22 protein-coding genes and 1 pseudogene are annotated in these 23,656 nt (G+C 67.5%); 13 read left to right on the top strand and 10 right to left on the bottom strand.

The window, feature by feature from the left end:
- Positions 1-13 precede the first annotated feature (13 nt).
- Positions 14-1,123, top strand: a complete 1,110-nt coding sequence (locus J8I33_RS01720) for a P1 family peptidase (protein ID WP_209932758.1) — start codon at positions 14-16, stop codon at positions 1,121-1,123.
- 168 nt (positions 1,124-1,291) lie between these two features.
- Here the strand turns inward: J8I33_RS01720 and J8I33_RS01715 are convergent, their stop codons facing one another.
- Together J8I33_RS01715 and J8I33_RS01710 are read right to left on the bottom strand one after the other, a co-directional pair.
- Positions 1,292-1,504, bottom strand: coding sequence for a hypothetical protein (locus J8I33_RS01715; RefSeq protein ID WP_012338215.1), 213 nt, complete (start codon positions 1,502-1,504; stop codon positions 1,292-1,294).
- Positions 1,505-1,640: 136 nt separating this feature from the next.
- Positions 1,641-3,824 carry an FUSC family protein gene (locus J8I33_RS01710; RefSeq protein ID WP_209932754.1) on the bottom strand — a complete coding sequence of 728 codons (2,184 nt, stop codon included), beginning with the start codon at positions 3,822-3,824 and terminating at the stop codon, positions 1,641-1,643.
- Between the two features lie 198 nt (positions 3,825-4,022).
- Between J8I33_RS01710 and J8I33_RS01705 the strand changes: the two genes are divergently transcribed.
- A complete protein-coding gene (locus J8I33_RS01705; RefSeq protein ID WP_050011002.1) occupies positions 4,023-4,970 on the top strand; it encodes a LysR family transcriptional regulator in 948 nt (315 codons plus the stop codon).
- A gap of 110 nt (positions 4,971-5,080) precedes the next feature.
- On the opposite strand, the gene J8I33_RS01700 is transcribed toward J8I33_RS01705, so the two are convergent.
- Positions 5,081-5,383 (bottom strand): DUF4148 domain-containing protein, encoded by a 303-nt coding sequence (locus tag J8I33_RS01700; protein ID WP_050011003.1) that lies wholly within the window; start codon positions 5,381-5,383, stop codon positions 5,081-5,083.
- 213 nt (positions 5,384-5,596) lie between these two features.
- Positions 5,597-6,739: a porin gene (locus J8I33_RS01695; RefSeq protein WP_209932749.1), complete on the bottom strand. Its 1,143-nt coding sequence runs from the start codon at positions 6,737-6,739 to the stop codon at positions 5,597-5,599.
- Between the two features lie 335 nt (positions 6,740-7,074).
- On the opposite strand from J8I33_RS01695, the gene codA reads away from it, so the two are divergent.
- From codA to J8I33_RS01670, 5 genes and pseudogenes are all read left to right on the top strand, one after another.
- Positions 7,075-8,316 (top strand): cytosine deaminase, encoded by a 1,242-nt coding sequence (codA, locus tag J8I33_RS01690; RefSeq protein WP_050011005.1) that lies wholly within the window; start codon positions 7,075-7,077, stop codon positions 8,314-8,316.
- Positions 8,317-8,480: 164 nt separating this feature from the next.
- A complete protein-coding gene (locus tag J8I33_RS01685; RefSeq protein ID WP_209925228.1) occupies positions 8,481-9,815 on the top strand; it encodes a chloride channel protein in 1,335 nt (444 codons plus the stop codon).
- Positions 9,816-10,070: 255 nt separating this feature from the next.
- Positions 10,071-10,382, top strand: a complete 312-nt coding sequence (locus J8I33_RS01680) for a helix-turn-helix transcriptional regulator (protein WP_338025138.1) — start codon at positions 10,071-10,073, stop codon at positions 10,380-10,382.
- Positions 10,379-11,638 (top strand): type II toxin-antitoxin system HipA family toxin, encoded by a 1,260-nt coding sequence (locus tag J8I33_RS01675; protein WP_209932744.1) that lies wholly within the window; start codon positions 10,379-10,381, stop codon positions 11,636-11,638. Before J8I33_RS01680 ends, J8I33_RS01675 begins: the two co-directional genes overlap by 4 nt.
- A 115-nt stretch (positions 11,639-11,753) precedes the next feature.
- Positions 11,754-11,900, top strand: a pseudogene (locus J8I33_RS01670) (TIGR00366 family protein); the annotation flags it as partial.
- A 14-nt stretch (positions 11,901-11,914) separates the two neighbouring features.
- Here J8I33_RS01670 and J8I33_RS01665 read toward each other — a convergent pair.
- From J8I33_RS01665 to J8I33_RS01650, 4 genes are all read right to left on the bottom strand, one after another.
- Positions 11,915-13,243 carry an MFS transporter gene (locus J8I33_RS01665; RefSeq protein WP_050011009.1) on the bottom strand — a complete coding sequence of 443 codons (1,329 nt, stop codon included), beginning with the start codon at positions 13,241-13,243 and terminating at the stop codon, positions 11,915-11,917.
- A 222-nt stretch (positions 13,244-13,465) separates the two neighbouring features.
- Positions 13,466-14,398 carry a 3-keto-5-aminohexanoate cleavage protein gene (locus tag J8I33_RS01660; RefSeq protein ID WP_209932742.1) on the bottom strand — a complete coding sequence of 311 codons (933 nt, stop codon included), beginning with the start codon at positions 14,396-14,398 and terminating at the stop codon, positions 13,466-13,468.
- 35 nt (positions 14,399-14,433) lie between these two features.
- On the bottom strand, positions 14,434-15,240 hold the full coding sequence (locus J8I33_RS01655) for an SDR family oxidoreductase (RefSeq protein WP_124554243.1): 807 nt from the start codon (positions 15,238-15,240) through the stop codon (positions 14,434-14,436).
- A 73-nt stretch (positions 15,241-15,313) separates the two neighbouring features.
- Positions 15,314-16,024 carry a GntR family transcriptional regulator gene (locus J8I33_RS01650; RefSeq protein ID WP_060219264.1) on the bottom strand — a complete coding sequence of 237 codons (711 nt, stop codon included), beginning with the start codon at positions 16,022-16,024 and terminating at the stop codon, positions 15,314-15,316.
- A gap of 288 nt (positions 16,025-16,312) precedes the next feature.
- Here J8I33_RS01650 and J8I33_RS01645 point away from each other — a divergent pair, with 288 nt between their 5' ends.
- Positions 16,313-16,765 (top strand): type VI secretion system amidase immunity protein Tai4, encoded by a 453-nt coding sequence (locus tag J8I33_RS01645; protein WP_209925451.1) that lies wholly within the window; start codon positions 16,313-16,315, stop codon positions 16,763-16,765.
- A gap of 54 nt (positions 16,766-16,819) precedes the next feature.
- On the opposite strand, the gene J8I33_RS01640 is transcribed toward J8I33_RS01645, so the two are convergent.
- Positions 16,820-17,611, bottom strand: a complete 792-nt coding sequence (locus J8I33_RS01640; protein ID WP_175977248.1) for an IclR family transcriptional regulator — start codon at positions 17,609-17,611, stop codon at positions 16,820-16,822.
- 159 nt (positions 17,612-17,770) lie between these two features.
- Here J8I33_RS01640 and J8I33_RS01635 point away from each other — a divergent pair, with 159 nt between their 5' ends.
- The 5 genes from J8I33_RS01635 to J8I33_RS01615 all read left to right on the top strand — a co-directional run bounded on the left by J8I33_RS01635 (position 17,771) and on the right by J8I33_RS01615 (position 22,161).
- Complete coding sequence (locus J8I33_RS01635) at positions 17,771-18,547, top strand: ABC transporter substrate-binding protein (protein ID WP_089489349.1); 777 nt, start codon at positions 17,771-17,773, stop codon at positions 18,545-18,547.
- An 88-nt stretch (positions 18,548-18,635) separates the two neighbouring features.
- Positions 18,636-19,292, top strand: a complete 657-nt coding sequence (locus tag J8I33_RS01630) for an amino acid ABC transporter permease (RefSeq protein ID WP_050011016.1) — start codon at positions 18,636-18,638, stop codon at positions 19,290-19,292.
- A complete protein-coding gene (locus J8I33_RS01625; RefSeq protein WP_050011017.1) occupies positions 19,289-20,044 on the top strand; it encodes an amino acid ABC transporter ATP-binding protein in 756 nt (251 codons plus the stop codon). The genes J8I33_RS01630 and J8I33_RS01625 overlap by 4 nt, the downstream gene beginning before the upstream one ends.
- Positions 20,041-21,351, top strand: a complete 1,311-nt coding sequence (locus J8I33_RS01620) for an FAD-binding oxidoreductase (RefSeq protein ID WP_209932740.1) — start codon at positions 20,041-20,043, stop codon at positions 21,349-21,351. Before J8I33_RS01625 ends, J8I33_RS01620 begins: the two co-directional genes overlap by 4 nt.
- A gap of 78 nt (positions 21,352-21,429) precedes the next feature.
- Complete coding sequence (locus J8I33_RS01615; protein WP_124554248.1) at positions 21,430-22,161, top strand: class I SAM-dependent methyltransferase; 732 nt, start codon at positions 21,430-21,432, stop codon at positions 22,159-22,161.
- A 24-nt stretch (positions 22,162-22,185) separates the two neighbouring features.
- Here J8I33_RS01615 and J8I33_RS01610 read toward each other — a convergent pair whose 3' ends face one another.
- Entirely contained in the window at positions 22,186-23,607 is a 1,422-nt protein-coding gene (locus J8I33_RS01610; RefSeq protein WP_209932738.1) for a cytochrome c peroxidase, read from the bottom strand.
- Positions 23,608-23,656: the final 49 nt, after the last annotated feature.

The raw sequence follows: 23,656 nt of genomic DNA, 5'->3' as shown, positions 1-23,656 counted from the left end.
GAGGAATTGCATCATGCGCACGAGGGATCTCGGCATCCGCATCGGACTCGGCACGCCGGGCCGCTTCAACGCGATCACGGACGTGCCGGGCGTGCGGGTCGGACATTGCACGCTGAACGTCGAGAACGGCGACGCATCGATCCGCACCGGCGTCACCGTCATCGAGCCGCGCGCGGGTGCCGCGCACGATTCGCCGTGCTTCGCGGGCGTGCACGTGCTGAACGGCAACGGCGACGCGACCGGGCTCGAATGGATTCGCGAAGCCGGCCTGCTGACCACGCCGATCGCCTATACGAACACGCACAGCGTCGGCGCGGTGCGCGACGCGCTGGTCGCGAACGAACGCGAAGCGGCGGCCGGCCGCGTGTACTGGTGCATGCCGGTCGTGATGGAGACCTACGACGGACTGCTGAACGACATCTGGGGGCAGCACGTGAACGCCGCGCACGTGCAGCGCGCGCTGGCAGCCGCGCAGTCGGGGCCGGTCGCCGAAGGCGGCGTGGGCGGCGGCACGGGCATGATCTGCCACGAGTTCAAGGGCGGCATCGGCACCGCGTCCCGCGTGCTGGCGAGCGATGCGGGCGGCTGGACCGTCGGCGCGCTCGTGCAGGCGAACTACGGCGTGCGCGAGATGCTGCGCGTGGCCGGCTACCCGGTCGGCGAAGTGCTGCGGCACGTGCATTCGCCGTTTCGCGAAGCCGACGCGAAAGGCGAGGCCGGCATGGGTTCGATCGTCGTCACGATCGCGACCGACGCACCGTTGCTGCCGCATCAATGCACGCGTCTCGCGCAGCGCGCGAGTGTCGGGCTCGCCCGCGTCGGCGGCGGCACCGAGGATTCGAGCGGCGACATCTTCCTCGCGTTCGCGACCGGCAACGCCGGCTTGCCGGCGGTGAACTACGGCAGCAAGGGCACGCCGACCACCGACGTGCGGATGGTCAACAACGACCATATCTCCGCGCTGTTCGTCGCGGCGGCGGAAGCGGTGGAGGAAGCGATCGTGAATGCGCTGGTTGCGGGCGGCGACGTCGCGTCGCGCGGGGTGCGGGTCGAAGGGCTCGGGCCGGCGCGCTTGCTGGATGCGTTACGCGAAGTAGGCTGGCGGCTGGGGCGCGGCGCCTGAAACGGCACGCGCCGCTTCAATCGAAGCGGCGTGGTGTAGGACGGCGATGCGGCGATCGGCCGGGCCGCGATCGGCCGGGCCGCGATCGGCCGGACCGCCGTCCGTCCGCGCACGTCATGCATGCGGTGCGGGCGATGCGGGCCTGGCCGTGACGACGCGGCGTCATGCTCAGCTGCCGAAGTAGATGTTGCAGAAGCTGACGGGGCCGACGCACGCGTTCGGGTCTTCCTGCTTCGATTGCGCACGATCGACGCGGCCGGCGGCCTGGATCGCCTCGGCGCGGTTCGCCTGTTGCGGTGCGGCGTCTGCCGGCGCCGGCTGCGCGTGAGCGACGGCAGCGGTGAGCGACAGGGCAACGAGGGCGAGGTGCAGCGGCTTCATTTTGTTTCTCCTGGGTGAGTGCCAGTCTCGCTGGCAGTGAGGAAACTATAGGCTCGCACTGCTTAAAGATTAATCACCGCGCCTGTAGAGCTTATTTCCATCCGGAACAAGGATCCCGTTGCGCCCGCATCGATCTTCAATGGCGGTGCCGGTTGAACGGCGCGTCCTTGTCGAGCAGCGCGCTGCGCATGAAGTGCAGGCAGCCGACGATCCGCTGCATGTTGCGACGCGCGTCGGGCACCGCGTACCACGCCTGCAGCGCGTGCTGCGCCGCGCGGATCGCGAGATTCACGGATTTCAGCGTGCGCGCATGGCGGGCGGGCGTCGGATCGTCGAAGAAGCGTGGCAGTTCGAGCAGCACCGCCTCGATCGAACCGGTCCAGCGCAGCGTCTGCGGCGGTCTCGCCGCGCAGAACATGTGCAGCTCGTCGCGCAGGTCGATGACCGCGTGGCCGATCTCGAGCGTCGACAGCATCCAGCGCAGTGCATCGCGATGCTGCCGCGTGCGGCGCACCAGCAGCGTACGCAGTTGCGCCATCAGGTCGTGCGTGCTCGACTGGAAGCGCTGCGCGAGGCCGTCCGGCGCGCCTTCGCACGCAAGCGTCACCTGGCGGCGCAAGTCGTGCGCGATCCGGCCGGTGAGCCAGGGCATGTGCGTCGGGAACACGACGGCGAACACGAGCGAGCACGCCAGCATCGCGACGACGACCGCCAGCCCGTTGTTGATCAGCACTTCGGGCGTATACGCGATGGTGTTGTCGGGGCCCGCGAGCAGGCAGAAGAACACCGCGAAGCCGATCCCGTAGCCGGACAGGCCCGGCCGCATCGCGAGAAACGCGCCGAGGCCGAGCACCGGCGCGAGCGCCGCGCACAGCAGCGGAAAGCCGTCGATGTTCGGATAGACGTAGCAGAGGAACAGGTAGCCGACGGCGGTCGCGAACGCCGCGCCGACGCCCATCTGCGCGACGAACTTCGGCGCGCGCGGCGACGTCGAGCTGAGCGCGCACGCGATCGCGGTGGCGATCACCGCGAGCGAGCCGCTCGGCCATTCGGACGCGATCCAGAACGCGCTCATCGCGCCGACGGCAACCACCGTGCGCAGGAACGCGAAACCGACGAAGAACGCATTGGTTTTCACCGCGTAATGCGTGACCGAGCGCTCGAACGCGTGATCGTCCTGGTCGAGCGACGCATAGGTGTCGACGTAGCCGAGATATTCGCCGATGAACCGGTACAGCAGTTCGATCGCGGTATCGAAGTCGAGCAGGCCGCCGGCCGCATGGTCCTCGATGGCTCGCCGCGATGCGCGCGCGGCCTTCGGCAATGCACCGTGGAAGCGGCGCAGTTCGAGCAGCGCGCCGGTGGCCGGCGCGATGCCGCGCTGGCGTTCGTCGCGCAATGCGGCGAAGCGCAGTGCGAGCGCGTCGACGTGCGGCGCCAGCGCGTCGAGCACCGCGTCCGACCGATTCGCACGCAGCCGCTTGACGAGTTGGTGCAGCGCATGCAGCCGCGTACATGCGTTCATGAACTCGCTGTTCAGCCGCGCGAGCCGGCGGCTGCGCGCGCGAATGTGCGGATCCTCGAACGACGCGAATGCACGGTTCGCTTCGAAGCCGACGATGTCGTCGACGAAATCGGCGAAGCGCCGCTCGAAATCGCCGCGCGCGACGTCGCCCGACAGCGCGCCGGCCGTGAACGCCGCGAACGTCGCGTGGCGCGCGCTCAACGAGCGCATCAGCGCCTTCGCGGAACTCAACGGCAGGATCAGCGCGCTGACCGCGCCCGAGCACGCGATGCCGAGCGCGACTTCCGCGGCGCGCGTGAGCGCGGACTGGAACAGCGTCTGCGGCGTCATCACGGCCGGCAGGCCGATCAGCGCGGCCGTGTAGCCGGCGAGCACGAAGCCGTACCAGCGAAAGTGGCGGTTGCGCACCGCGAGCGCGATGCAGCCGCCGATCCACAGCGTGATGCCGGCCATGTACAGCTCGGGCTGCTGCGCGAACAGCCCGCCGAGCGCGAGCGCGCCGACGAGGCCTGCCGCCGTGCCGAGCACGCGGTAGAAGCTCTTCGCGAACACCATCCCGGACAGCGGCTGCATCAGCACGAACACGGTGGTCATCGCGGTGCGCGGCTGCGACATCTCGAGACGCATCGCGATGCCCATCGCCAGCAGCGCCGCGAGCACGGTTTTCGCGAGGTGCAGCCAGATCAGCCCGTCGGTCACGGCCCAGTCGCGCGCCGCGTTGCCGAGCGGATCGAGCCATCGCCTCCATCGTGCCGGTTCGATGGAAGGTCGCGCGATCGCAGGTGGTGGCTTCATGAAAAGGGGCCCAAGGCCGCCCGCGCGAGGTGCCGCGGCGCGTCCGAACGGGTCCGTTCGACTGGTGAGGCGCCGATTGTAGGAGCGCGGCGCCTGTGCATTAACGCAGTTGCCGGGAAACGATAGTTGCAGCGGGAGTAACAATCTGTCGCATCCAGTGGAGGAAAATGGCGGCTCCGCTACAGGTCGCTCACAGGAATGGATACCCTACAAAACATGCGGGTGTTTACGCGCGTCGTCGAGACGGGCAGCTTCACCGCCGCCGCGCAATCGCTGAATTCGACGACGGGCGCGATGTCGCGTGCGGTGTCGGAGCTCGAGGCGCGTTTGCGCACCCGTCTGATGAATCGCTCGACGCGCCGTCTCGCGCTCACGTCGGCCGGCGAAAGCTATCTGCGGCGCTGCCGCCAGATCCTCGCCGACGTCGACCGCGCGGAAGAAGAGGCGAGCTGCGCGCACGAGCGCCCGGCCGGCGTGCTGCGCATGCACAGCTTCGCGAGCGTCGGTCATCACTATGTATTGCCCACGCTGACGCGCTATCACGCGCAATTCCCGGACGTGTCGATCGAACTGTCGCTGTCGCAGCGCATGCCCGACCTGTTCGACGGCACGAGCGACACGGCCGTCGTCACCGCGTCGTCGCTGCCCGATTCGGAACTCGTGTCGCACCTGCTCGGCTCGACGTTCAGCATTCTGTGCGCATCGCCCGACTACGTGAAACGGCACGGCGTGCCGGCCCGCCCGCAGGATCTCGCCGCGCATGCGTGCCTGACGCTGTGTACGCCGGCGTTTCCGACGCACGAATGGGTGCTCGAAGGACCCGAAGGCGTCGAGCAGATTCATGTCGCCGGGCCCGTGCAGACCAATACCGCCGAATCGCTCGCGCTTGCGATCCGCGACGGCATCGGGATCGGCATGCTGCCGCTGTATTCGGCGATCGACGCGCTGCGCGACGGCTCGCTCGTCCGCGTGCTGCCCGCGCATATCCTGCAGAAGATGAACGTGTATGCGCTGTACCCGTCACGCCGCTTCGTCGATGCGAAGGTGCGGACCTGGGTCGAGATGCTGCGTGCACAGGTGCCGACGATGATCGCGCGCGACGTCGAGATGCTGAACGCGATCGATCGCGAACCGCAGGCCGCCTGAGCGCAAGCCGCCTGGACCCCGCGCGCGCATCGGCGCGCGGCGGGTTGCTTCATGCCCATGCCGGAACCGCGTCGCTCGCCATCCATGCTGGATGCGAGCGACGCGCGCCGTCACAGCGCGGGCTTGGCCGCCGCGCCCGATTCGGTTGCCGGCTCGCCGGTCGGGCCGTAGGCGGCCCGCGCCGCTTTCCGTTCGGCGAGACGCTTCGCCTGCAGTCGTTCCTGCGCCGCGAGAATGTCGTCCGGATAGTTGCCGATTTCCCCGCGCGCCGGGTTGTAGCCGACCGATTCGAGGTCGATCAGCTCCTGCAGCACCTGCGCGCGCGTGACGGGTGACTTCGCCTGCTGGGCGAACGACAGGGCCGGTGCGACAAGCAGGACGGCAGCGGCGGCGGTAACGACGAGCGATTTCACGAGGTTCTCCTGAATAAGGGGTGGGTGGCCGGATCGACACGCTGCGCGCGGCGCCGACCTTGGACGTCAGTCTACGGAGCGAGTCCGCGTGCAAACACCCCGATTCCAGGAGGGCTGCGTTCCAGAAGGAACAACATTGGCGGCGTCGCCCGCGGCTACTGAACCCGTGTGTGCACACGGCTCCTGCAGGCGGACGACGTCGCGCGATGCCGGTCAGAACCGCGTGCGCATGCCGATCGTGCCGACCACCTGGTTCGCCGTGCTCGATGCGCCGCCCGACGTGTTGATGAACGCCTGGTAGCCGCGGCCCGACGCATGCTGGAACATCGCTTCCGCGTACAGGTCGGTACGGCGCGACAGCTTGTACACGGCCTGCAGGTTGGCCTGATGCCACTTCGGATCGCTGCCGTGCTTGCTGTCGGGATTCGACACGCTGGCGTCCGTGTACACATAGGCCGCGCCGACGCTGATGGCCGGCGTCACCGCATAGCGCACGTTCACGTCGTAGTTGTTGAACGCGATCTGGCCGCTGGAGCCGAACGCGCCCGTGTTGTCGTACTGCGAGCGCGTGTAGACGAAGCCGACGGTCGCCGGGCCGAACACGTAGCTGACGCCGCCGCCGTAGCTGCGCATGCGGTCCGAGCCGATCGACCAGCCGCCCTGGTTCAGGCTTTTCGCTTCGGCCGAATCGGTCGCGCCTGGGCTCGCGCTCGTCGAGCCCTTCGTGCCGTTCATCTGCAGGTACGCGCCGGCCAGCTTCAGCGGGCCGTTCGTGTAGCTCGCGGCCACGCTGTACGCGCGGTTCGCGCTGAAGTTCGCCGAGTTGGAGAACGCGTACAGCGCGCCGACCTTGAAGCCCGCGATCGTATCGCTCGTGTACTTGACCGCGTTGTTGATACGCAGCGAGTGGTTCAGGTTGTCGTTGTCGAACGGATGCGCGAAGCCCGTATCGCCGAAATCGCCGGACGTCGCGGACAGCGGCGCGACGAAGTCGACCATCGTGTCGTACTGGCGGCCGAGCGTCAGCGTGCCGTAGCCGGCCTGGCTGAGGCCGACATATGCGTGCCGGCCGAACAGCTTGCCGTCCTGGCCGAGCCCGCCGTTGTTCGCGTTGAAGCCGTTCTCGAGCACGAACAGCGCCTTCAGGCCGCCGCCGAGATCCTCGGTGCCGCGCAGGCCGAAGCGGCTGCCGTTGATCGTGCCGGTCGCCATGCGCCACTGCGACGCACCGTTCACGTTGTTGGTATAGGCGATGCCGGCGTCGATCAGGCCGTACAGCGTGACCGAGCTTTGCGCGTGGGCGAGCGGCGCGAACAGGGCGGCGGCGCACGCGCCGGCGATCAGGGTTTTTTTCAAGGTGAAGCTCCTGCGTGTGGGACGGGAAACCAAAGTTCGGCGCAAGTATAGGAATGCGCGGCGCGCGCAAGGGCCGGGCGGCCGCGAGCGCACTGTTCCGGATCCTGCAAGAGTCGTTCACAAAACCGACACGACGCGATGCGCCCGCGCCGGCCGGCGGTTCTTGCGCGACGGCAGGCCCGCGGCTGCTGTCCGGCCCGGCCCGGCTGTCGTGTCGATGCAACATGCACGGTACGTGCGCGCATCGCTGCTTTTCCTCCATACTGGTTGCCCGGACCACACGGCCGCCGACTCGGATCGCGCGGCCGTGTCAATGCATACGACAAGAGGCCCCCATGAACCTGTTCAACGTACGCCTGCGCGGCCGCGACGGCCTGTTCACGATCGGCGTCGATGCCGGCAAGATCGCGCGGATCGATGCGCAAACCGCACCGATCGCGTCGACGAACCCCGACCATATCGATGGCGGCGGCCGGCTCGCGATTGCGCCGCTCGTCGAACCGCATATCCACCTCGATGCGGTGCTGACGGCCGGCGAACCCGCGTGGAACATGAGCGGCACGCTGTTCGAGGGCATCGAGCGCTGGGCCGAGCGCAAGGCGACGATCACGCACGAGGACACGAAAGCACGCGCGCATGCGGCGATCGGCATGCTGCGCGACCACGGGATCCAGCACGTGCGCACGCACGTCGACGTGACCGATCCGACGTTGGCCGCGCTGAAGGCGATGCTCGAAGTGAAGGACGAGGCGCGCGGGCTGATCGACCTGCAGATCGTCGCGTTCCCGCAGGAGGGCATCGAATCGTTCGACGGCGGCCGCGCGTTGATGGAGCAGGCGATCGAACTCGGCGCGGACGTCGTCGGCGGGATTCCGCATTTCGAGAACACACGGGAGCAGGGCGTCAGCTCGATCCGCTTCCTGATGGATCTCGCGGAACGCACGGGCTGCCTCGTCGACGTGCACTGCGACGAGACCGACGATCCGCATTCGCGCTTTCTCGAAGTGCTCGCGGAAGAGGCGCGCGTGCGCGGCATGGGGGCGCGCGTCACCGCGAGCCACACGACCGCGATGGGTTCGTACGACAACGCGTACTGCTCGAAGCTGTTCCGGCTGCTGAAGCGGGCGGGACTGAACTTCATCTCGTGCCCGACCGAGAGCATCCATCTGCAAGGGCGCTTCGACACGTTTCCGAAGCGGCGCGGCGTCACGCGCGTCGCGGAACTCGACCGCGCCGGGATCAACGTGTGCTTCGGGCAGGATTCGATCAAGGACCCGTGGTATCCGCTCGGCAACGGCAACATCCTGCGCGTGCTCGACGCGGGCCTTCATATCTGCCACATGATGGGTTACCAGGACCTGCAGCGCTGCCTGGACTTCGTGACCGACCACAGCGCGACGACGATGCATCTCGGCGATGGCTACGGCATCGCGGTCGGGCGGCCGGCCAATCTCGTCGTCCTCGACGCGGACAGCGACTACGAAGCCGTACGCCGGCAGGCGAAGGCCACGCTGTCGATGCGCCACGGGAAGGTCATCATGCGGCGCGAACCGGAGCGCGTGACGTATCCGGATTGACGGGAAGGCGGGCGAGCGCGGCTCGCCGGCTTTGAGTATTCATGGAATGCATCAGTCGATTCGAAAAATACGTTTGTCTCATGAGAGGCGCGGGCCTACGATTCGGTCCTGACGACGGCGTGCCACGTGCGCGCCGTCCTTTTTCCTCTTCGTTCGCCGATCCCATGCGCCTCGATCTTCCGTCCGCTCCCGCTGCTGCTTCGCCGACCGCCAGCCCGTTCGCGCGCATGGCCGTCGTCACGGTCCTGACCGGCATCGGCGCAGGCCTCGGCGGCATGCTGCTCGCGCTGCTGCTGCATGCGATCCAGCACGTCGCGTACGGCTACAGCATTGCGCACGTGATCGGGTCCGAGAGCTTCCTCGCTGGCGTGACCGCGGCCGAGCCGCTGCGCCGGGTCGCGGTGCTGGCCGTCTGCGGGATCGTCGCCGGCGGCGGCTGGTGGGCGCTTTACCGGTATGGCCGGCCGCTCGTCAGCATCCGTCGGGCGGTGCGTGCGGCCGATCCGCGGATGCCGTTCGTCAGCACGACGGTTCACGCGCTGTTGCAGATCGTGACCGTCGCGCTCGGCTCGCCGCTCGGCCGCGAAGTCGCGCCGCGCGAGATCGGTTCGCTGCTCGCCGGGCGGTTTGCCCATGCGGCGCGGCTCACGCCCGACGACTGCCGGCTGATGGTCGCGTGCGGCGCCGGCGCGGGGCTCGCGGCCGTCTACAACGTGCCGCTCGGCGGCGCGATCTTCGTGCTCGAGGTGCTGCTCGGCACGTTCGACATGCGCGCGCTGATCGTGGCGGTCGTGACGTCCGCGATCGCGGCGATCGTCGCGTGGCTCGGTCTCGGCAACGAACACCAGTACACCGTGCCGGCGTTCGTGCTGAGCACGCCGCTCGTCGCATGGTCGATCGTCTGCGGGCCGCTGTTCGGTTTCGCCGCGTACGGTTTCGTGCGGCTCACGAGCCGCGCGCGCGCGAACGCGCCGAAGGACTGGCGGCTGCCGGTGTTCGCGCTGCTCAATTTCGCGGTGATCGGCGTGCTCGCGATGGGGTTTCCGCAACTGCTCGGCAACGGCAAGGGCCCGGCGGCGCTGGGTTTCGACGGCACGCTGACGATCGGCTTCGCCGCGACGCTGCTCGTGCTGAAGGTACTGATCGAGGCCGGCAGCCTGCGGGCCGGCGCGGAAGGCGGGCTGCTGACGCCGGGTCTCGCGAACGGCGCGTTGCTCGGCGTCGTGCTCGGCGGATTGTGGAGCGCCGTGTGGCCGGGCGCATCGCTCGGCGGATGCGCGCTGATCGGTGCGACCGCGTTTCTCGCCGCGTCGATGCAGATGCCGATCACGGCCGTCGTGTTGATGCTCGAATTCACGCGTGCGAATCACGACAGCCTCGTGCCGATGTTGCTGGCCGTGGCGGGTTCGCTTGTCGCGTATCGGCTTGCGCAGAAGCTGGCGGAGCGGCGAGCGACCGCGATCGCGGCCGTCGGCACGCCGGAGGCGGTTGCTCGCTAGCGGGCTCACGCCAGGGCTCGTGTACGCATCGATGAGCGCGGCGATCCATCCACGACGTGGCGTATCTGGAGGGCGACGGGTGGGTACGGGAAGCGCATGCATCGCTGACGCATCACCTCCGTTTCGGAGGGGCTTATCCGGGAAATTCTCCCCATAAGATACAACATCAGGGAATTATATTTTCCGAGTGCATCCCTTCTGTAACTCTGTGATATTGTGAGTTACGAGAGATATCACGCCGGAAGCCCCACTATGTTGGAATTAAGTTTTCGCAAGCCCGATGAAATCGTCACGCTGCTTTGCGCCAGGCTTCGCACGGAGCGGCTGGCGTTGCAACTGACGCAGAGCGACGTAGCCGCGCGTGCCGGCGTGGGTTCCAATACCGTGTCCAATCTGGAAGCCGGACGCAATGTGAGCCTCGAGACGGTAGTTCGTGTAGCCATGGTCCTGGGACGAAGCAAGGAACTCGAAGGACTGTTTCTGCCGAAGCTCGATAGCCTGGAAGACGTTCATCGGTATGAAAAAAGTGCCAAACGTCAGCGCGTCAAGAGGGGCAACCAGAAATGATCGAGCGGATCGATGTCTACTATGACGGCTGGGGGGAGCACTGGCTGTGGGGATCGATGGTTTCTACGACGGCGATCACGGGGCGCCCGTTGATCGTATTCGAATATAGCGATGACGCGCGCAAGAGGGGGCTGGAACTGTCGTCTTATGCGCTCCCATTGCATGGGGCGAGGCTGCGCAAGGACTTTCCGTCCCACCAGTTGGGATTGCCCGGCCCAGTCTATGACGCGCTGCCCGACGGATGGGGCATGTTGCTCATGGACCGCTGGTTCAAACGCCGCGGTCTCAACGCGGCACGCATCGGGCCGCTGGAGCGGTTGGCTTACATCGGCAACCACGCAATGGGCGCCCTGTCGTTCGAGCCGGTCGCGCTCGAGATCCGGGCACCGCAGCCGGATATTCCTCTCGACCGGCTCGCGGCCGAGGTACAGGAAGTCCTCAATGGTGAGGGCGGCGAATTCCTTCATCAACTGCTGCAGGTGGGCGGCTCTCCGCAAGGTGCCAGGCCGAAGGCCCTGGTCTATCGTGATCCGCAGTCCGGCGTTTTTACCACGGCCGCGGTGGCGGGTTTTGAAGCATGGTTGGTCAAGTTCCCGGCCCGGCAAGAGCATCCCGAGGTGTGCGCGATCGAAATGGTCTACGCCGAGTGCTTGCGCATGTGCGGCATCGAGACCCCGGACACGCTGCATTTCGATTTGCCTGACGGGATGGCGGCATTTGCGTCCAGGCGTTTCGATCGACGGGACGGTCTGCGCGTGCCCATGCAAAGCGTTGCCGCCTTTACCGGTGCCGATTACACAACGCCGGGTGCGCTGGACTACGTGAACTTCTTGCGCGCGACTCACATGTGCACCAACGACGTACGCGAGAAGGCGCGGGCGTTGGAACGGGCTGTCTTCAATGTCGCGTTCAACAATCGCGACGATCATCCGAAAAACTTCGCATACGTCATGTCGCGATCCGGCCAGTGGACACTCGCGCCGGCCTACGACGTGACATTCTGCGAGGGACCGGGCGGTTACCACCAAATGGACGTCATGGGCGAGGCGCTGCGGGTCGACCGGGCGGCATTGGTCGGACTGGCAAAGGAAGCGGAGCTTTCCGCAGCGGCTGCCGGCGACATGATCGACGCAATGTGCGGAGTGGCCAGCCAGTTCTCGGCCATTGCGAAGCGCCGCTACGAGGGGATCATCACAGAAGACACGCTGACGGACATTCAGCGTCGAATCGACGAGAACGTTGCGCTGCTGCGCTAGGGCGTGAACATGCCCTCGAGGGGCAGGGGTTGCCGAAAGAGAAGCGGCGAGACGGGCGTTCGTCGGCTCACGGTCTCGCACATGCATGATGGGGATCGGCTCTTGGCAGCGGGGCGCCATCGCGGGGCTCGCCGTGCGCGACATCATAGGATATTGCGTGACGACGCTGCTGTTCGCGGGCGTTGTGTTCGTCGCGCGAATGTACCTGTTCCGACGGCGTGAGGCGCGAGGGGCGGGGGGAACCCGCCTCCCGCCAGCTTGATTCCAGCCGCGCCTTCAGCCGCGCGACCGCACGTCGGCGCGCTCGTGCCCGTGACGCAACGCGAGGCTCGCGAACGCCGCGACGACGAGCGCGGCCGCGAGCAGCGTCAGCCCGTTCTTCGCATTGCCGGTCGTCTGTTCGATCGCGCCGACGACGGTCGGCCCGACGAAGCCGCCGAGCAAACCGCAGGTATTCACGAGCCCGAGCCCGCCGGCCAGCGCACTGCCCGCGAGCCGCGACGCCGGAAACGTGAACACGATCGACTGCACGACGAAGAACATCGACGCGGCCACGCACACGCAGAGCAGCCCCGCCAACGGCGATGCATGCGCGGCGCCGACCATCCCGGCCGCCATGATCACCAGCCCCGCACACAGCATCCGCCGCGAATGACGCGATTCGCGGGCGAAGCGCGGCAACGTGCCTGCGCCGAGCGCGGCGGCGAGCCAGGGCAGCGACGTCAGCAACCCGACCGCGACCGGCGACAGGCGCCCCGACGCGCCGATGATCCCCGGCAGGAAGAAGATCACCGTGTAGATGGTCAACTGATGGCAGAAGTACACGAAGATCGCGAGCCAGATCTGCGGATCGCGCAGTGCGGCGCCGAACGCATGGCCGCCGTGCGCGGCGACGCCTGCGTCCTGCTCGGCGGCCAGCTTGCGCTCGAGCGCGCGGCTGGTTTCCGCGGAGAGCCACGGCGCGGCGCTCGGCCGATCCGGCAATCGCGTCCACACGACGAACGCGAGCAGGATCGCCGGAATGCCTTCGACGACGAACAGCCATTGCCAGCCGTGGAAGCCGAGCGTGCCGTCGAGCTCGATCAGCGCGCCGGCCAGCGGCCCGCCGACGATATTCGCGATGCACACGCCGAGCAGGAAATAGCCGGTCGCACGCGCACGCTCCTCGCGGCCGAACCAGTACGTCAGATACAGCATCACGCCGGGAAACAGGCCGGCTTCGGCCACGCCGAGCAGCAGCCGCATCACGTAGAACGACGTCTCGCCGCTCACGAACGCCATCGCGACCGACAGCGCGCCCCACGTGATCATGATCCGCGTGATCCAGAAGCGCGCGCCGACGCGATGCATGATCAGGTTGCTCGGAATCTCGAAGAGCGCGTAGGTGAGAAAGAACAGCCCCGCGCCGAGCCCGTACGCGGCCGATGAAATGCCGAGATCGACGCCCATCGAATGTTTGGCGAACGCGATGTTGGTGCGGTCGAGAAAACTGATCACATACGCGGCGATCAGCAGCGGCATGAGTTTGCGGAACAGCAGCCGGTTCAGCGACGCGTTCGCATCGGTCGCGGCGGACGACAAGGCCTGAGCGTGATGAGTGGACATGCGGACGACTCCGGTAAGGGCGAACCGGCGCGCACGGCAAGCACGGCGCGGCGCGTTCGGCAAATGCCGCTGCGGCAAGGCAGCGGATGGGCAGTCGACGGAGCCGCGCCGGCGGCGCTCGAACGGAGCGGGGCGATCAAGGGCGTCCTGGCGCCGGCCGGCTCGGGCCGGCGCCTTGTCACTGCGCTTGCGGATGCTCGTGTTGAGGGCGGGACCCGGCGATCAGAAATTCACCGCGTCGCCGCCCTTGAGCGCGAGCATCGCGCGCGCCTCGGCCGGCGTCGCGATCTCGAGCGACAGGCCTTCGAGCACCTGACGCATTTTCAGGACTTGCGCGGCGCTCGATTCCGCGAGCTTGCCGGGCGCGATCCACAACGAATCCTCGAGCCCGACGCGCACGTTCGCGCCTTGCGCGGCGCCGATCGTCGCGAGCGGAATCTGGTTGCGCCCGGCGCCGAGGATCGACCACACGTAATCGCCGCCGAACAGGCGGTCGGCCGTGCGGCGCATGTGCATCAGGTCCTCCGGATGCGCGCCGATCCCGCCGAGCAGGCCGAACACGCTTTGCACGAAAAACGGCGGCTTCGCGAGCCCGCGGTCGACGAAGTGCGCGAGGTTGTACAGGTGCGAGATGTCGTAACACTCGAATTCGAACCGCGTGCCGTTCGCGCCGCAGCGCGTGAGGATCGTCTCGATATCCGCGAACGTGTTCTTGAACACGAGATCGCGGCTTTTCTCGAGATGTTCGCGCTCCCACGGATGCTTCAACTCGGTAAAGCGCTCGAGCATCGGATACAGCCCGAAGTTCATCGAGCCCATGTTCAGCGACGCGACCTCGGGCTGGAAATGCAGCGCCGGCTGCAGCCGTTCGTCGACCGTCATGTGCGGGCTGCCGCCCGACGTGAGGTTGATCACCGCGTCGGTCTGCGCCTTGATGCGCGGCAGGAACTCGGCGAACACGGCCGGATCCTGCGTCGGTTTGCCGTCGGACGGGTTGCGTGCGTGCAGATGCAGGATCGCCGCGCCGGCCTTCGCGGCCGCGACCGCGGCCGTTTCGATTTCGTGCGGCGTCACGGGCAGGTACGGCGACATCGACGGCGTATGGATCGCGCCGGTCGGCGCACAGGTGATGATGACTTTGCGAGCGTTGGCCACGGATGGATTCCTTTCGATGAACGATGCAGGACGCGTCAGAGCACTTCGACGTTGCCGCAGACGGAGATCGCCTGTCCGGTGATCCCGTGCCCGCCCGGCGAGCACAGGAACAGCGCGGTCGCGGCGATTTCGGACGGATCGGTCATGCGCCGCAGCGAGATCTTCTCGAGATAGCGCTTTTCCATTTCGTCGTAGCCGATGCCGAGCTGCTGCGCGCGCGCGTCGATCACGCGGCGCATCCGCGGACCGCGCACGATGCCGGGCTGGATCGCGTTCACGCGGATGCCGAGCGGCCCCAGTTCGATCGCGAGGCTTTTCACGAGGCCGACCACCGCCCATTTGGTCGCCGCATACGGCGTGCGGAACGCGTAGCCGAGCCGGCCGGCGACCGACGACAGCGCGATGATCGCGCCACCGTGTTTCGATTCGCGCAGCAGCGGCACCGCGCGGCGCGCGAACTGGAATTGCGCGTTCAGGTTGATCGCGACGGTCTGCTCCCACTGCACGGGGTCGATTTCGTCGATGCCGCCGGTCGGGCCGGCGATGCCCGCGTTGTTGACCAGCACGTCGAGGCCGCCGAGCCGCGTCGACACGTCGGCGAACACGCGCTCGACGGCGGCCGGGTCGGATACGTCGGCCAGCGTCGCGCTGATCGCGCCGGCCGCGGCGTGCGGCGGCCGGTCGGCGAGCGCCGCGATCGCGGCTTGCGACGCGTCGCACACGTGCACGCGCGCGCCGCATTCGGCGAACGCGTCGGCGATTTCGAGACCGATGCCCGACGCGCCGCCCGTCACGAGGACGCGCAGGCCGTCATAGGGTTTCAGCAGGTCGGAAGCTGTCATGCCGGGTTGTCTCCATCGTTGATGTCGTGGGATGGCGGCCGCTCGCGTGTCGGGCGGCCGTCGCAAGCGGCCGCTACGGCTTCGCGTTCACGGTCCGCGGCGTCTGTTCGGCCCGCAGCGTCTCGGCGAGATCGTGCGCGGCGCCGCCGATGTCGAGCGCGATGCCGGCCCGCACGCCCGCGCCGTCGCGACGTTCAAGCGCATCGACGATCGCGCGGTGCGCATCCATCGAGCGCCGCATGTGCGGGATGTCGAGCGCGACCATGTTGAGGAACGGGCCGACGCGCATCCACAGGTTCTCGACGATCGCGAGCGTGTTTTCGCTGGCGCCATGCGCGTAGATCGCGCTGTGGAACGCGAAATTGCTTTGCAGGTAGGCGCGCGAGCGGCCGGCCTCGACGTGTGCCTGCATCGTCTCGCAGGTCTTGCGCACGGCCGCGATCTGCGCGTCGGTCATCCGCTCGCACGCACGCTCGGCGATGCAGCCTTCGAGCGCGATCCGCACGTCGCGCAGTTCGTCGAGCATGTCGAGCGTCATCGGCGGGACGACGAGCGCGCGATTCGGGCCGTCTACCAGCGCGCGTTCGGCGCGCAGCCGCGTGAGCGCGGCGCGCACGGGCATCGTCGACGAGCCGACCGCCTCGGCCACGCTGCGCAGGCTCAGCGCCTGGCCGGGCGCGAAGCGGCCGCTCATCAGTGCTTCGCGCAGTTGCTGGTAGACCTTGTCGGCCATCGTTTCCTGTTCGATGGCTTTCAGTGCGGGCGGGACGATACGGGGCGGCAAGGCGTGGCTCCTGGGTTTGATCTGCGATCTGTGATCACACTGGCGATGTGCGAAGTTTTGTCGATCGGCGGAGCCGAGTCAAGGCGAACAGGATCGGGGAAAACCAGGGGATGGACGAAGAGGCTGTCGGCGACAGTCGGCAATACTTTTCCGCGTCGGGGTTGGATCCGATCATCGCGGCACGACTGCGGATGGCGATGGAGGCGACTTATCCAGGGGCGCGGCCAAGTTACTTCAACGAACCGGGTGCGCGGTATCGTACCGATCGCGCAAATTTTGGAGCCTGTCATGAGGCGAATCTGGATCGCTGCCGCGTTGGCGTGCATCGCGTTTCAACCGGCGATGGTCGTGGCGAAGGACGTCGCACAGCAGTCGCCTGAAGCAGGCTCACGGACTTACCTCCAGAACTTCAAGGACATGGTGCTTGCGGAGTGCCTGGCTACCGCTTATAAGCACGAGCCCGGCGCGAGCACGGACATCGGCAGCAGCGCCAGCGCGTTGCGCGACTGGACCTACTACGACATGGAGCATGCGCCGGACGTGATTCACGCGCTGGTCGCGAAGTATCTGGCGCGCGACTATCGGAATCCGATTGTCGAATCCGAAGTCCGGGATGTGAAGTTCGACTTCCTGAAGTGCATCGATCTGTATCACGGCAAGGCACTGGACGCTGCGGCGAAGCAATTCGTATCGCGCCCGAACCGTACCTACCGGGTCGAGCATCCGCCGAAGCCGCAGTAGCGATCGAACGTCGTTGCGCGATGCAACGGCGCGCCGTATGCCATTTCGCCGCCGCTATTCAAGCGTCCGAATCGAATTGCTGATCCCGCGCGCACAGTCGATCACCGCCGGCGCGAGCTTGCGACGCGCGTCGTCGAACGTCCAGCGGCTTGTCGGCGCGACCACGTGCACGGCCGCGACCGGCTGCCCCTGGCTGCCGAGCACAGGCGCCGCGATCGACATGTCGCCGATGAACAGTTCTTCCTGGTTGGTCGCATAACCTTCGCGCCGTGCGCTGTCGAGCAGCGCGACGAGATCGTCGAGCGCCGTGACCGTGCGCGGCGTATGCGGCGTGCGCGCCATGCCGTCGAGCCGCACACGCGCATCGTCCGGCGGCAACGCGCTCAGGAACGCGCGCCCGGAGCCGGTGCAGTACATCGGGATACGGCTGCCGATCGGCATGTGGATCGGCACGAACTTCGTCGACACGAAGCGCGCGACGTACACCATTTCATCCTCGTCCGGCTCGGTGAGGTTGGTGGTTTCGCCGGTCAGGTTCGTGAGCTCGGACAGGAACGGATTCGCGACGTCGATCAACGTATCGGCCGCCAGATAGTTGAAGCCGATCCGCATCACGTGCGGCGTGAGCTGGTAGCGCCGCGTGACCGGATGCTTGCGGATGTAGCCGAGCTTCTCGAGCGTATAGACCATCCGCTGCGCGGAGCTTTTCGTCATCCCCGCCGCGTCGGCCACTTCCGCCAGCGTCATCGTGCGCCGCTTCGCGCTGAACGCACGCAGCACGTTCAGCCCTTTTTCCAGCGACTGGTTGAACAGCAGATCGTTTGCTTGGTCGGGTGACGTATCCATGGCGAGGGGCGGGATCGATTCGATATCGCATCATATCGTATCGAATATCGATACGCAAAAATCTGTTTGCGATGTTTTTGATTCGTTTTAAGATCAAGTCATCGTCGCAGTGTCGATCAGCGACCGGCCGGCGCCCGGATTATTCGAGAAGGAGTCACCATGGTTCCGTTCATCAAGCGGTTCGGCGCACTGGCCGCCGGTTTCGCCATCTGTATCGCACTCTCCACGGCATCGGCGGGCGCCGTTGCGGCCGAGCCCACGCTGAAGGTCGGCGCGACGGCCACCGGCGTGCCGTTCACGTTTCTCGACGTCAAGAGCAATTCGATCCAGGGGATGATGGTCGATGCGATCACGGCAGCCGGGAAGTCGGCCGGGTTTCGCGTCGACGTGCAGCAGACCGTGTTTTCCGCGCTGATCCCGTCGCTCACCACGCAGAAGATCGACATCATTTCGGCCGCGATGCTGAAGACGCCCGCGCGCCAGCAGGTCGTCGATTTCTCCGACACCGTCTACTCGTTCGGCGAAGGCCTGATCGTGAAGGCCGACGATCCGGGCCGCTATACGTCGATGGACGATTTCAAGGACCAGGTGGTCGGCGCGCAGGTCGGCACGGCGTTCGTCGATGCGCTCAACAAGAAGGGCATCTTCAAGGAAGTCCGGACCTACGATTCGATCGCCGACATCATGCGCGACGTCGCGCTCGGGCGCATCAAGGCCGGTTTCGCCGACCAGCCGATCGTCGCGTACCAGATCGAGCACGGCGTCAATCGCCAGGTGCGGCTCGTGCCCGAATACCAGAGCGTCGTGAAGGGGCAGGTGTGCTTCATCGTGCGCAAGGGCGACACCGCGACGCTCGAACAGCTCAACGGCGCGATCCGCAAGATGAAGACCGACGGCACGCTGCAGCAGATCCTGCAGAAGTGGCACATGAGCTGAGCGTCGGCATTCGCTTCCCGACCGGTATCGCCCGCGCGTCGCGGGCATCCATCGCGGCGCGCCGTCCGGACGTCGCATAGGAGATCTCATGTTTTTTCAGAACGCGATCGATTTCCTGCCGATCCTGCTGAAGGGCGCGGTGGTCACGATCGAGATCACCGCTTGCGCGTTCGTGCTCAGCTCGGTGCTCGGGCTGATCCTCGCGCTGCTGAAGGTGTCGCGCAATCGTGCCGTGTCGACCGCCGGCAGCACGATCGTCAACGTGATCCGCGGGCTGCCGATCATCGTGCAGCTGTTCTACATGTACTTCGTGCTGCCTGATCTCGGCATACAACTATCGGCGTTCCAGGCCGGCGTGCTCGGCCTCGGCATCGCGTATTCGGCATATCAGGCCGAGAACTTCCGCGCGGGCATCGAGGCGATCGACCGCGGCCAGATCGAAGCCGCGCACGCGATCGGCATGCGCGGCCCGATGATCATGCGGCGCGTGGTGCTGCCGCAGGCGTTCCGCATCGCGCTGCCGCCGTACGGCAACACGCTGGTGATGCTGCTGAAGGATTCGTCGGTCGCGTCGACGATCACGGTCGCGGAAATCACGCGCGCGGGCCAGTTGATCGCGTCGTCGACGTTCCAGAACATGAGCGTCTACACGCTCGTCGCGCTGCTGTATCTCGCGCTCGGCCTGCCGCTGATGTTCGGCGTGAACCGGCTCGGCAAGCGGCTCGCACTGAGGAGGGGCGCATGATCCGGATCGATTCGATACACAAGCGGTTTCAGCAGCACGCGGTGCTGAAGGGCGTGAGCCTCGACGTGCAGGCGGGCGAAGTCGTGTGCCTGATCGGGCCGTCCGGTTCCGGCAAGTCGACCGTGCTGCGCTGTATCAACGGCTTCGAGACGTACGACGAAGGGTCGATCACGATCGACGGCGTGAAGGTCGACGCGCATTCGAAACGGATCCACGAACTGCGGATGCGGGTCGGCATGGTGTTCCAGCGTTTCAACCTGTTCGCGCACCGCACGGCGCTCGAGAACGTGATGGAAGGGCCTGTGCACGTGCGGCGCATGCCGGCCGCGCAAGCGCGCGAGCAGGCCCGCGCGCTGCTCGACAAGGTCGGGCTCTCGCACCGGATGAATGCGTATCCGTCGGAACTGTCGGGCGGCCAGCAGCAGCGCGTCGCGATCGCACGCGCGCTCGCGATGGCGCCGCAGGCGATCCTGTTCGACGAGCCGACGTCGGCGCTCGACCCCGAGCTCGTCGGCGAAGTGCTCGGCGTGATGCGCGGGCTCGCGCGCGACGGGATGACCATGGTGGTCGTCACGCACGAAATGGCATTCGCCCGCGAGGTGGCCGATCGCGTGTGCTTCCTGCACGACGGCACCATCTGCGAAAGCGGGCCGGCGCGCGACGTGCTCACGCAGCCGGCCCATCCCCGCACGCAGGAATTCCTGCGCCGCCTGCTGGCGTCGGACGGCGCCGACCACCCGGATCGAACATGAGCGCAACGCACGCGGCACCCGGATGGCCCGACTCGCCGTGGCCCGATTCGCTGTGGGCAGCGACCGCCGCGCCGGCGACCGATACGCCCGCGCTCGACACGTCCGTGTCGTGCGACGTGGCGATCGTCGGCGCCGGCTTCACGGGCCTGTCGACCGCACTTCACCTGGCCGAACGCGGTGTGAACGTCCGCGTGATCGACGGCGCGCAGCCGGGCTGGGGCGCATCGGGCCGTAACGGCGGGCAGGTGATTCCCGGGCTGAAATACGACCCGGACGAACTGGTCCGCCGATTCGGCGACGAGGCCGGCGAGCAGCTTGCCGGCATCGTCGGCGGTGCGGCCGATACCGTGTTCGACCTGATCGCGCGGCACGGAATCGACTGCGATGCGCGTCGGGCCGGCTGGATCCAGCCGGCGCCGACCGCCGCGATGCTCGACACGGTCGCACGCCGTGCGCAGCAATGGGCGGCGCGCGGCGCGCCGGTCGACGTGCTCAGCCGCGACGACGTCGCGCGGCGGCTCGGCACGCCGGCGTATGCGGGCGGCTGGATCGATCGCCGCGCCGGCAGCGTGCAGCCGCTCAGCTATACGCGCGGCCTCGTGCGCGCCGTGCAGGCGAGCGGGGCGGTCGTGCACGGCTTGACCCGCGCCGTCGGACTGACGCGCGCCGACGGCCGCTGGCGGATCGCGACGTCCGGCGGCGCGACGCTGTCGGCCGAGCGCGTCGTGATCGCGACCAACGGCTACACGGACGGGCTGTGGCCCGGCTTGCGTCAGTCGGTGATCGCCGCGAACAGCTTCATCGTCGCGACGGAACCGCTCGCGCCGGCGCTCGGTCGCGACATCCTCGCCGGCGGCGAGGTCGCATCGGATGCGCGGCGTCTGCTGCTGTACTTCCGCCGCGACGCGGCCGGGCGCCTGTTGATGGGCGGCCGAGGCCCGTTCGCCGACCCGCGCGCGCCGAGCGACTGGCGACATCTCGAACGCGCGACGACGCTGTTGTATCCGCAACTGAAGGGCATCCGGTTCGACTACCGCTGGGCGGGGCGCGTCGCGATCACCGCGGATTTCCTGCCGCACGTGCACGAGCCCGCGCCGGGCGTGACGATCGCGCTCGGCTACAACGGCCGCGGCATCGCGATGGCGACGACGCTCGGCAAGCATCTGGCCGCGCATCTGTCGGGCGATGCGCAACTGCCGCTGCCGTTGCGCGTCACGCCGATCCGGCCCATTCCGTTGCACGGGCTGCAGCGCTTCTATATCGCGGCCGGTGTCGCCTGGTATCGCTTGCTCGACAGCCTGTCCTGACGCAAGCGTGACGGCAGTCGCCATTCGTCGTCCGATCGGGCAGAATCGGCCTGCCCAGTGTCGACCGACGGATGCCGCATGACCGAACCGAACGAACCGCCCGGCCGCCGCGCGTACGCGAGCTTTGCGCAACGCTATGCGGATCTCGCGCCGACGAAGGCGCACAACGCGCTTTACGAGCGTCCGGCAACGATGGCGCTGCTCGGCGACGTCGACGGCCTCACGATGCTCGACGCCGGCTGCGGGCCCGGCATCTGCAGCGCGCATCTCGCCGGTCGCGGCGCGACCGTGCATGCGTTCGACGTGACGCCGGAGATGGTTGCGCTCGCGCGAACGCGCTGCGCGGGCCTGCCGGTCGACGTCAGGGAAGGCGATCTCGAAGCGCCGCTCGCGTGGCTGCCCGATGCGTCGGTCGACAAGGTGCTGTGCTCGCTCGCGCTCGACTACGTGCGCGATCTCGCGCCGACGCTGCGCGAATTCCGGCGCGTCGCGCGTCCGGGAGGAACGCTCGTGTTCTCGATGGCGCATCCGATGCGCGACTGGATGGACGAACGCACGCGCGGCGACGGCACGTACTTCGACACGTCGCGCTTCGGTTTTCACTGGTCGGGGTTCGGCGAACCGAGGCCGTACGTCGAAGCGTGGCGGCGGCCGCTCGCCGACATCCTGAACGCGGTCGCCGACGGCGGCTGGCGGCTCGACCGCTTCGTCGAACCGAGGCCGCTGCCGGAGATGAAAGCCGTATCCGAACGGCTTCATGCGGAGCTGTCGCTGGCGCCGGCATTCCTGTGCATCCGCGCGCGCTGCTGATGCGGCGCGGCGCGCGGCCGGCGCTCAGTGCTGCGCGGGCGCGTCCGTCAGCGTGCCGAGAAACGCTTCGATATCCTTGATGTCCTGCGCCGTCATCGCAGGCTTGTCGCCCGGCTTGCGATCGAACGGCGCGTCCGTCACGTCGACGTTCGCGCGATATTTCGGCGGGATGTCGTCGTATTCGTCGACCTTGCCGTCCGCACCACGCGAATAGAACTTCTGCGGCGAAATGCTGCGCTCGTTGTAGAACGCCATCACCTGATCGAGCGTGTGGAACACGCCGTTGTGGAAGAACACGTGGCGCGTCGCCGAATTGCGCAGCGTCGGCGTCAGGAACATCCCGCAATACTGCGTCTGGTCCTTCAGGTCGTCGCGGAACGGCCCGCACACGCCGAGATCGTAGAACGCCGGGTTGCGGTTCTGCGCGAGCGCCCGGTTGCGCGGCGCGCCGAGCGCCTCGTACTGGTAATCGGTAAACATCGGCGGCAGCCCGTCCTTGCCGGGTTTCGACAGGTGGCAGCCCGCGCAATTCGCCTTGTCCGGATCGTTGAACAGGCGCAGCCCGCGCAGTTCGGCCTGCGTGAGGCGCGCGCGGCCTTCGAGCCAGCGGTCGTACTTGCTGTCGTACGGATGGAACGACGGATCCTCGACCTGATAGCGCGCGATCGCGAACATCGCCTCCGACACCGCGAGCTGCGGGGCGGAGAACACGCGCGGCCCGAACAACTGCTCGAACTGCGCGCGATGCGACGACTGCGCGAGCTTGCGGGCGACATCGTCGACGCTCGCGTTCGCCATCTCGACCGGATTCAACAGCGGGCCGAACGCCTGCTGCTGCAATGTATCGGCGCGGCCGTCCCAGAACATCCCGCCCTGCGGCACGAGTTGCGGCGCGGCCGACGTACCGGCCACCTTCTGCGCCTTGACGACGCCGGCCGCCGCCGTCGCCTGCTGCGCGACGCTGGGCGCCGCGTCGTTCTCGCCGGCATCGGGGCCGATGCTGAAGTTCGGCTGGCGGTACAGGTACATCAGCGACGGCGGCGGACGATAGCCCTGCTGCGTCATCGCGAGGCCGCCCGGCTGCACGTCGAGCGCATTCGGCGGGCCGTACGCATGATCGGGGCTGTGGCACGACGCGCACGACTGCTTGCCCGACGCCGACAGCGACGGATCGTTGAACAGCGCGCGCCCGAGCTGCGCGACCGCCGACAGCGGCTGCGCGGCGGGCCGCTGCAGCACGACCGGATGCGGGTTCGCGCCGGTCCAGTCGGCGACCACGGTGCCGATCGCCGTCGGCACCCGCGCGGGAAACGCGACGGCGAACGCGCCATAGCCGAGCACGGCCGCGCCGAGCGCGAACGCCGCGCGGCGCAGCAGGCGGGAAGGGGCGCGCGGCGCGGGCGTGCCGGCGGCATCGGGAGACGGAAACGCGGGGCGAGCTGTCATGCTGTCGGTCGAAAAAACGGGCGTCGCACGAAGCGACGCGTTGAAATGG

This window comes from Burkholderia sp. AcTa6-5 (assembly GCF_017815075.1).
Classification (GTDB): domain Bacteria; phylum Pseudomonadota; class Gammaproteobacteria; order Burkholderiales; family Burkholderiaceae; genus Burkholderia; species Burkholderia sola.
The sequence above is the reverse complement of the archived record's forward strand: the minus strand, read 5'-3'. Positions and strand labels throughout refer to the sequence as shown.

Bases quoted from the DNA above. Each gene is read 5' to 3' on its own strand.
- J8I33_RS01720 (WP_209932758.1), top strand. From the start codon at position 14: ATGCGCACGAGGGATCTCGGCATCCGCATCGGACTCGGCACGCCGGGC.
- J8I33_RS01715 (WP_012338215.1), bottom strand. From the start codon at position 1,504: ATGAAGCCGCTGCACCTCGCCCTCGTTGCCCTGTCGCTCACCGCTGCC.
- J8I33_RS01710 (WP_209932754.1), bottom strand. From the start codon at position 3,824: ATGAAGCCACCACCTGCGATCGCGCGACCTTCCATCGAACCGGCACGA.
- J8I33_RS01705 (WP_050011002.1), top strand. From the start codon at position 4,023: ATGGATACCCTACAAAACATGCGGGTGTTTACGCGCGTCGTCGAGACG.
- codA (WP_050011005.1), top strand. From the start codon at position 7,075: ATGAACCTGTTCAACGTACGCCTGCGCGGCCGCGACGGCCTGTTCACG.
- J8I33_RS01685 (WP_209925228.1), top strand. From the start codon at position 8,481: ATGCGCCTCGATCTTCCGTCCGCTCCCGCTGCTGCTTCGCCGACCGCC.
- J8I33_RS01675 (WP_209932744.1), top strand. From the start codon at position 10,379: ATGATCGAGCGGATCGATGTCTACTATGACGGCTGGGGGGAGCACTGG.
- J8I33_RS01665 (WP_050011009.1), bottom strand. From the start codon at position 13,243: ATGTCCACTCATCACGCTCAGGCCTTGTCGTCCGCCGCGACCGATGCG.
- J8I33_RS01655 (WP_124554243.1), bottom strand. From the start codon at position 15,240: ATGACAGCTTCCGACCTGCTGAAACCCTATGACGGCCTGCGCGTCCTC.
- J8I33_RS01645 (WP_209925451.1), top strand. From the start codon at position 16,313: ATGAGGCGAATCTGGATCGCTGCCGCGTTGGCGTGCATCGCGTTTCAA.
- J8I33_RS01640 (WP_175977248.1), bottom strand. From the start codon at position 17,611: ATGGATACGTCACCCGACCAAGCAAACGATCTGCTGTTCAACCAGTCG.
- J8I33_RS01635 (WP_089489349.1), top strand. From the start codon at position 17,771: ATGGTTCCGTTCATCAAGCGGTTCGGCGCACTGGCCGCCGGTTTCGCC.
- J8I33_RS01630 (WP_050011016.1), top strand. From the start codon at position 18,636: ATGTTTTTTCAGAACGCGATCGATTTCCTGCCGATCCTGCTGAAGGGC.
- J8I33_RS01625 (WP_050011017.1), top strand. From the start codon at position 19,289: ATGATCCGGATCGATTCGATACACAAGCGGTTTCAGCAGCACGCGGTG.
- J8I33_RS01620 (WP_209932740.1), top strand. From the start codon at position 20,041: ATGAGCGCAACGCACGCGGCACCCGGATGGCCCGACTCGCCGTGGCCC.
- J8I33_RS01615 (WP_124554248.1), top strand. From the start codon at position 21,430: ATGACCGAACCGAACGAACCGCCCGGCCGCCGCGCGTACGCGAGCTTT.
- J8I33_RS01610 (WP_209932738.1), bottom strand. From the start codon at position 23,607: ATGACAGCTCGCCCCGCGTTTCCGTCTCCCGATGCCGCCGGCACGCCC.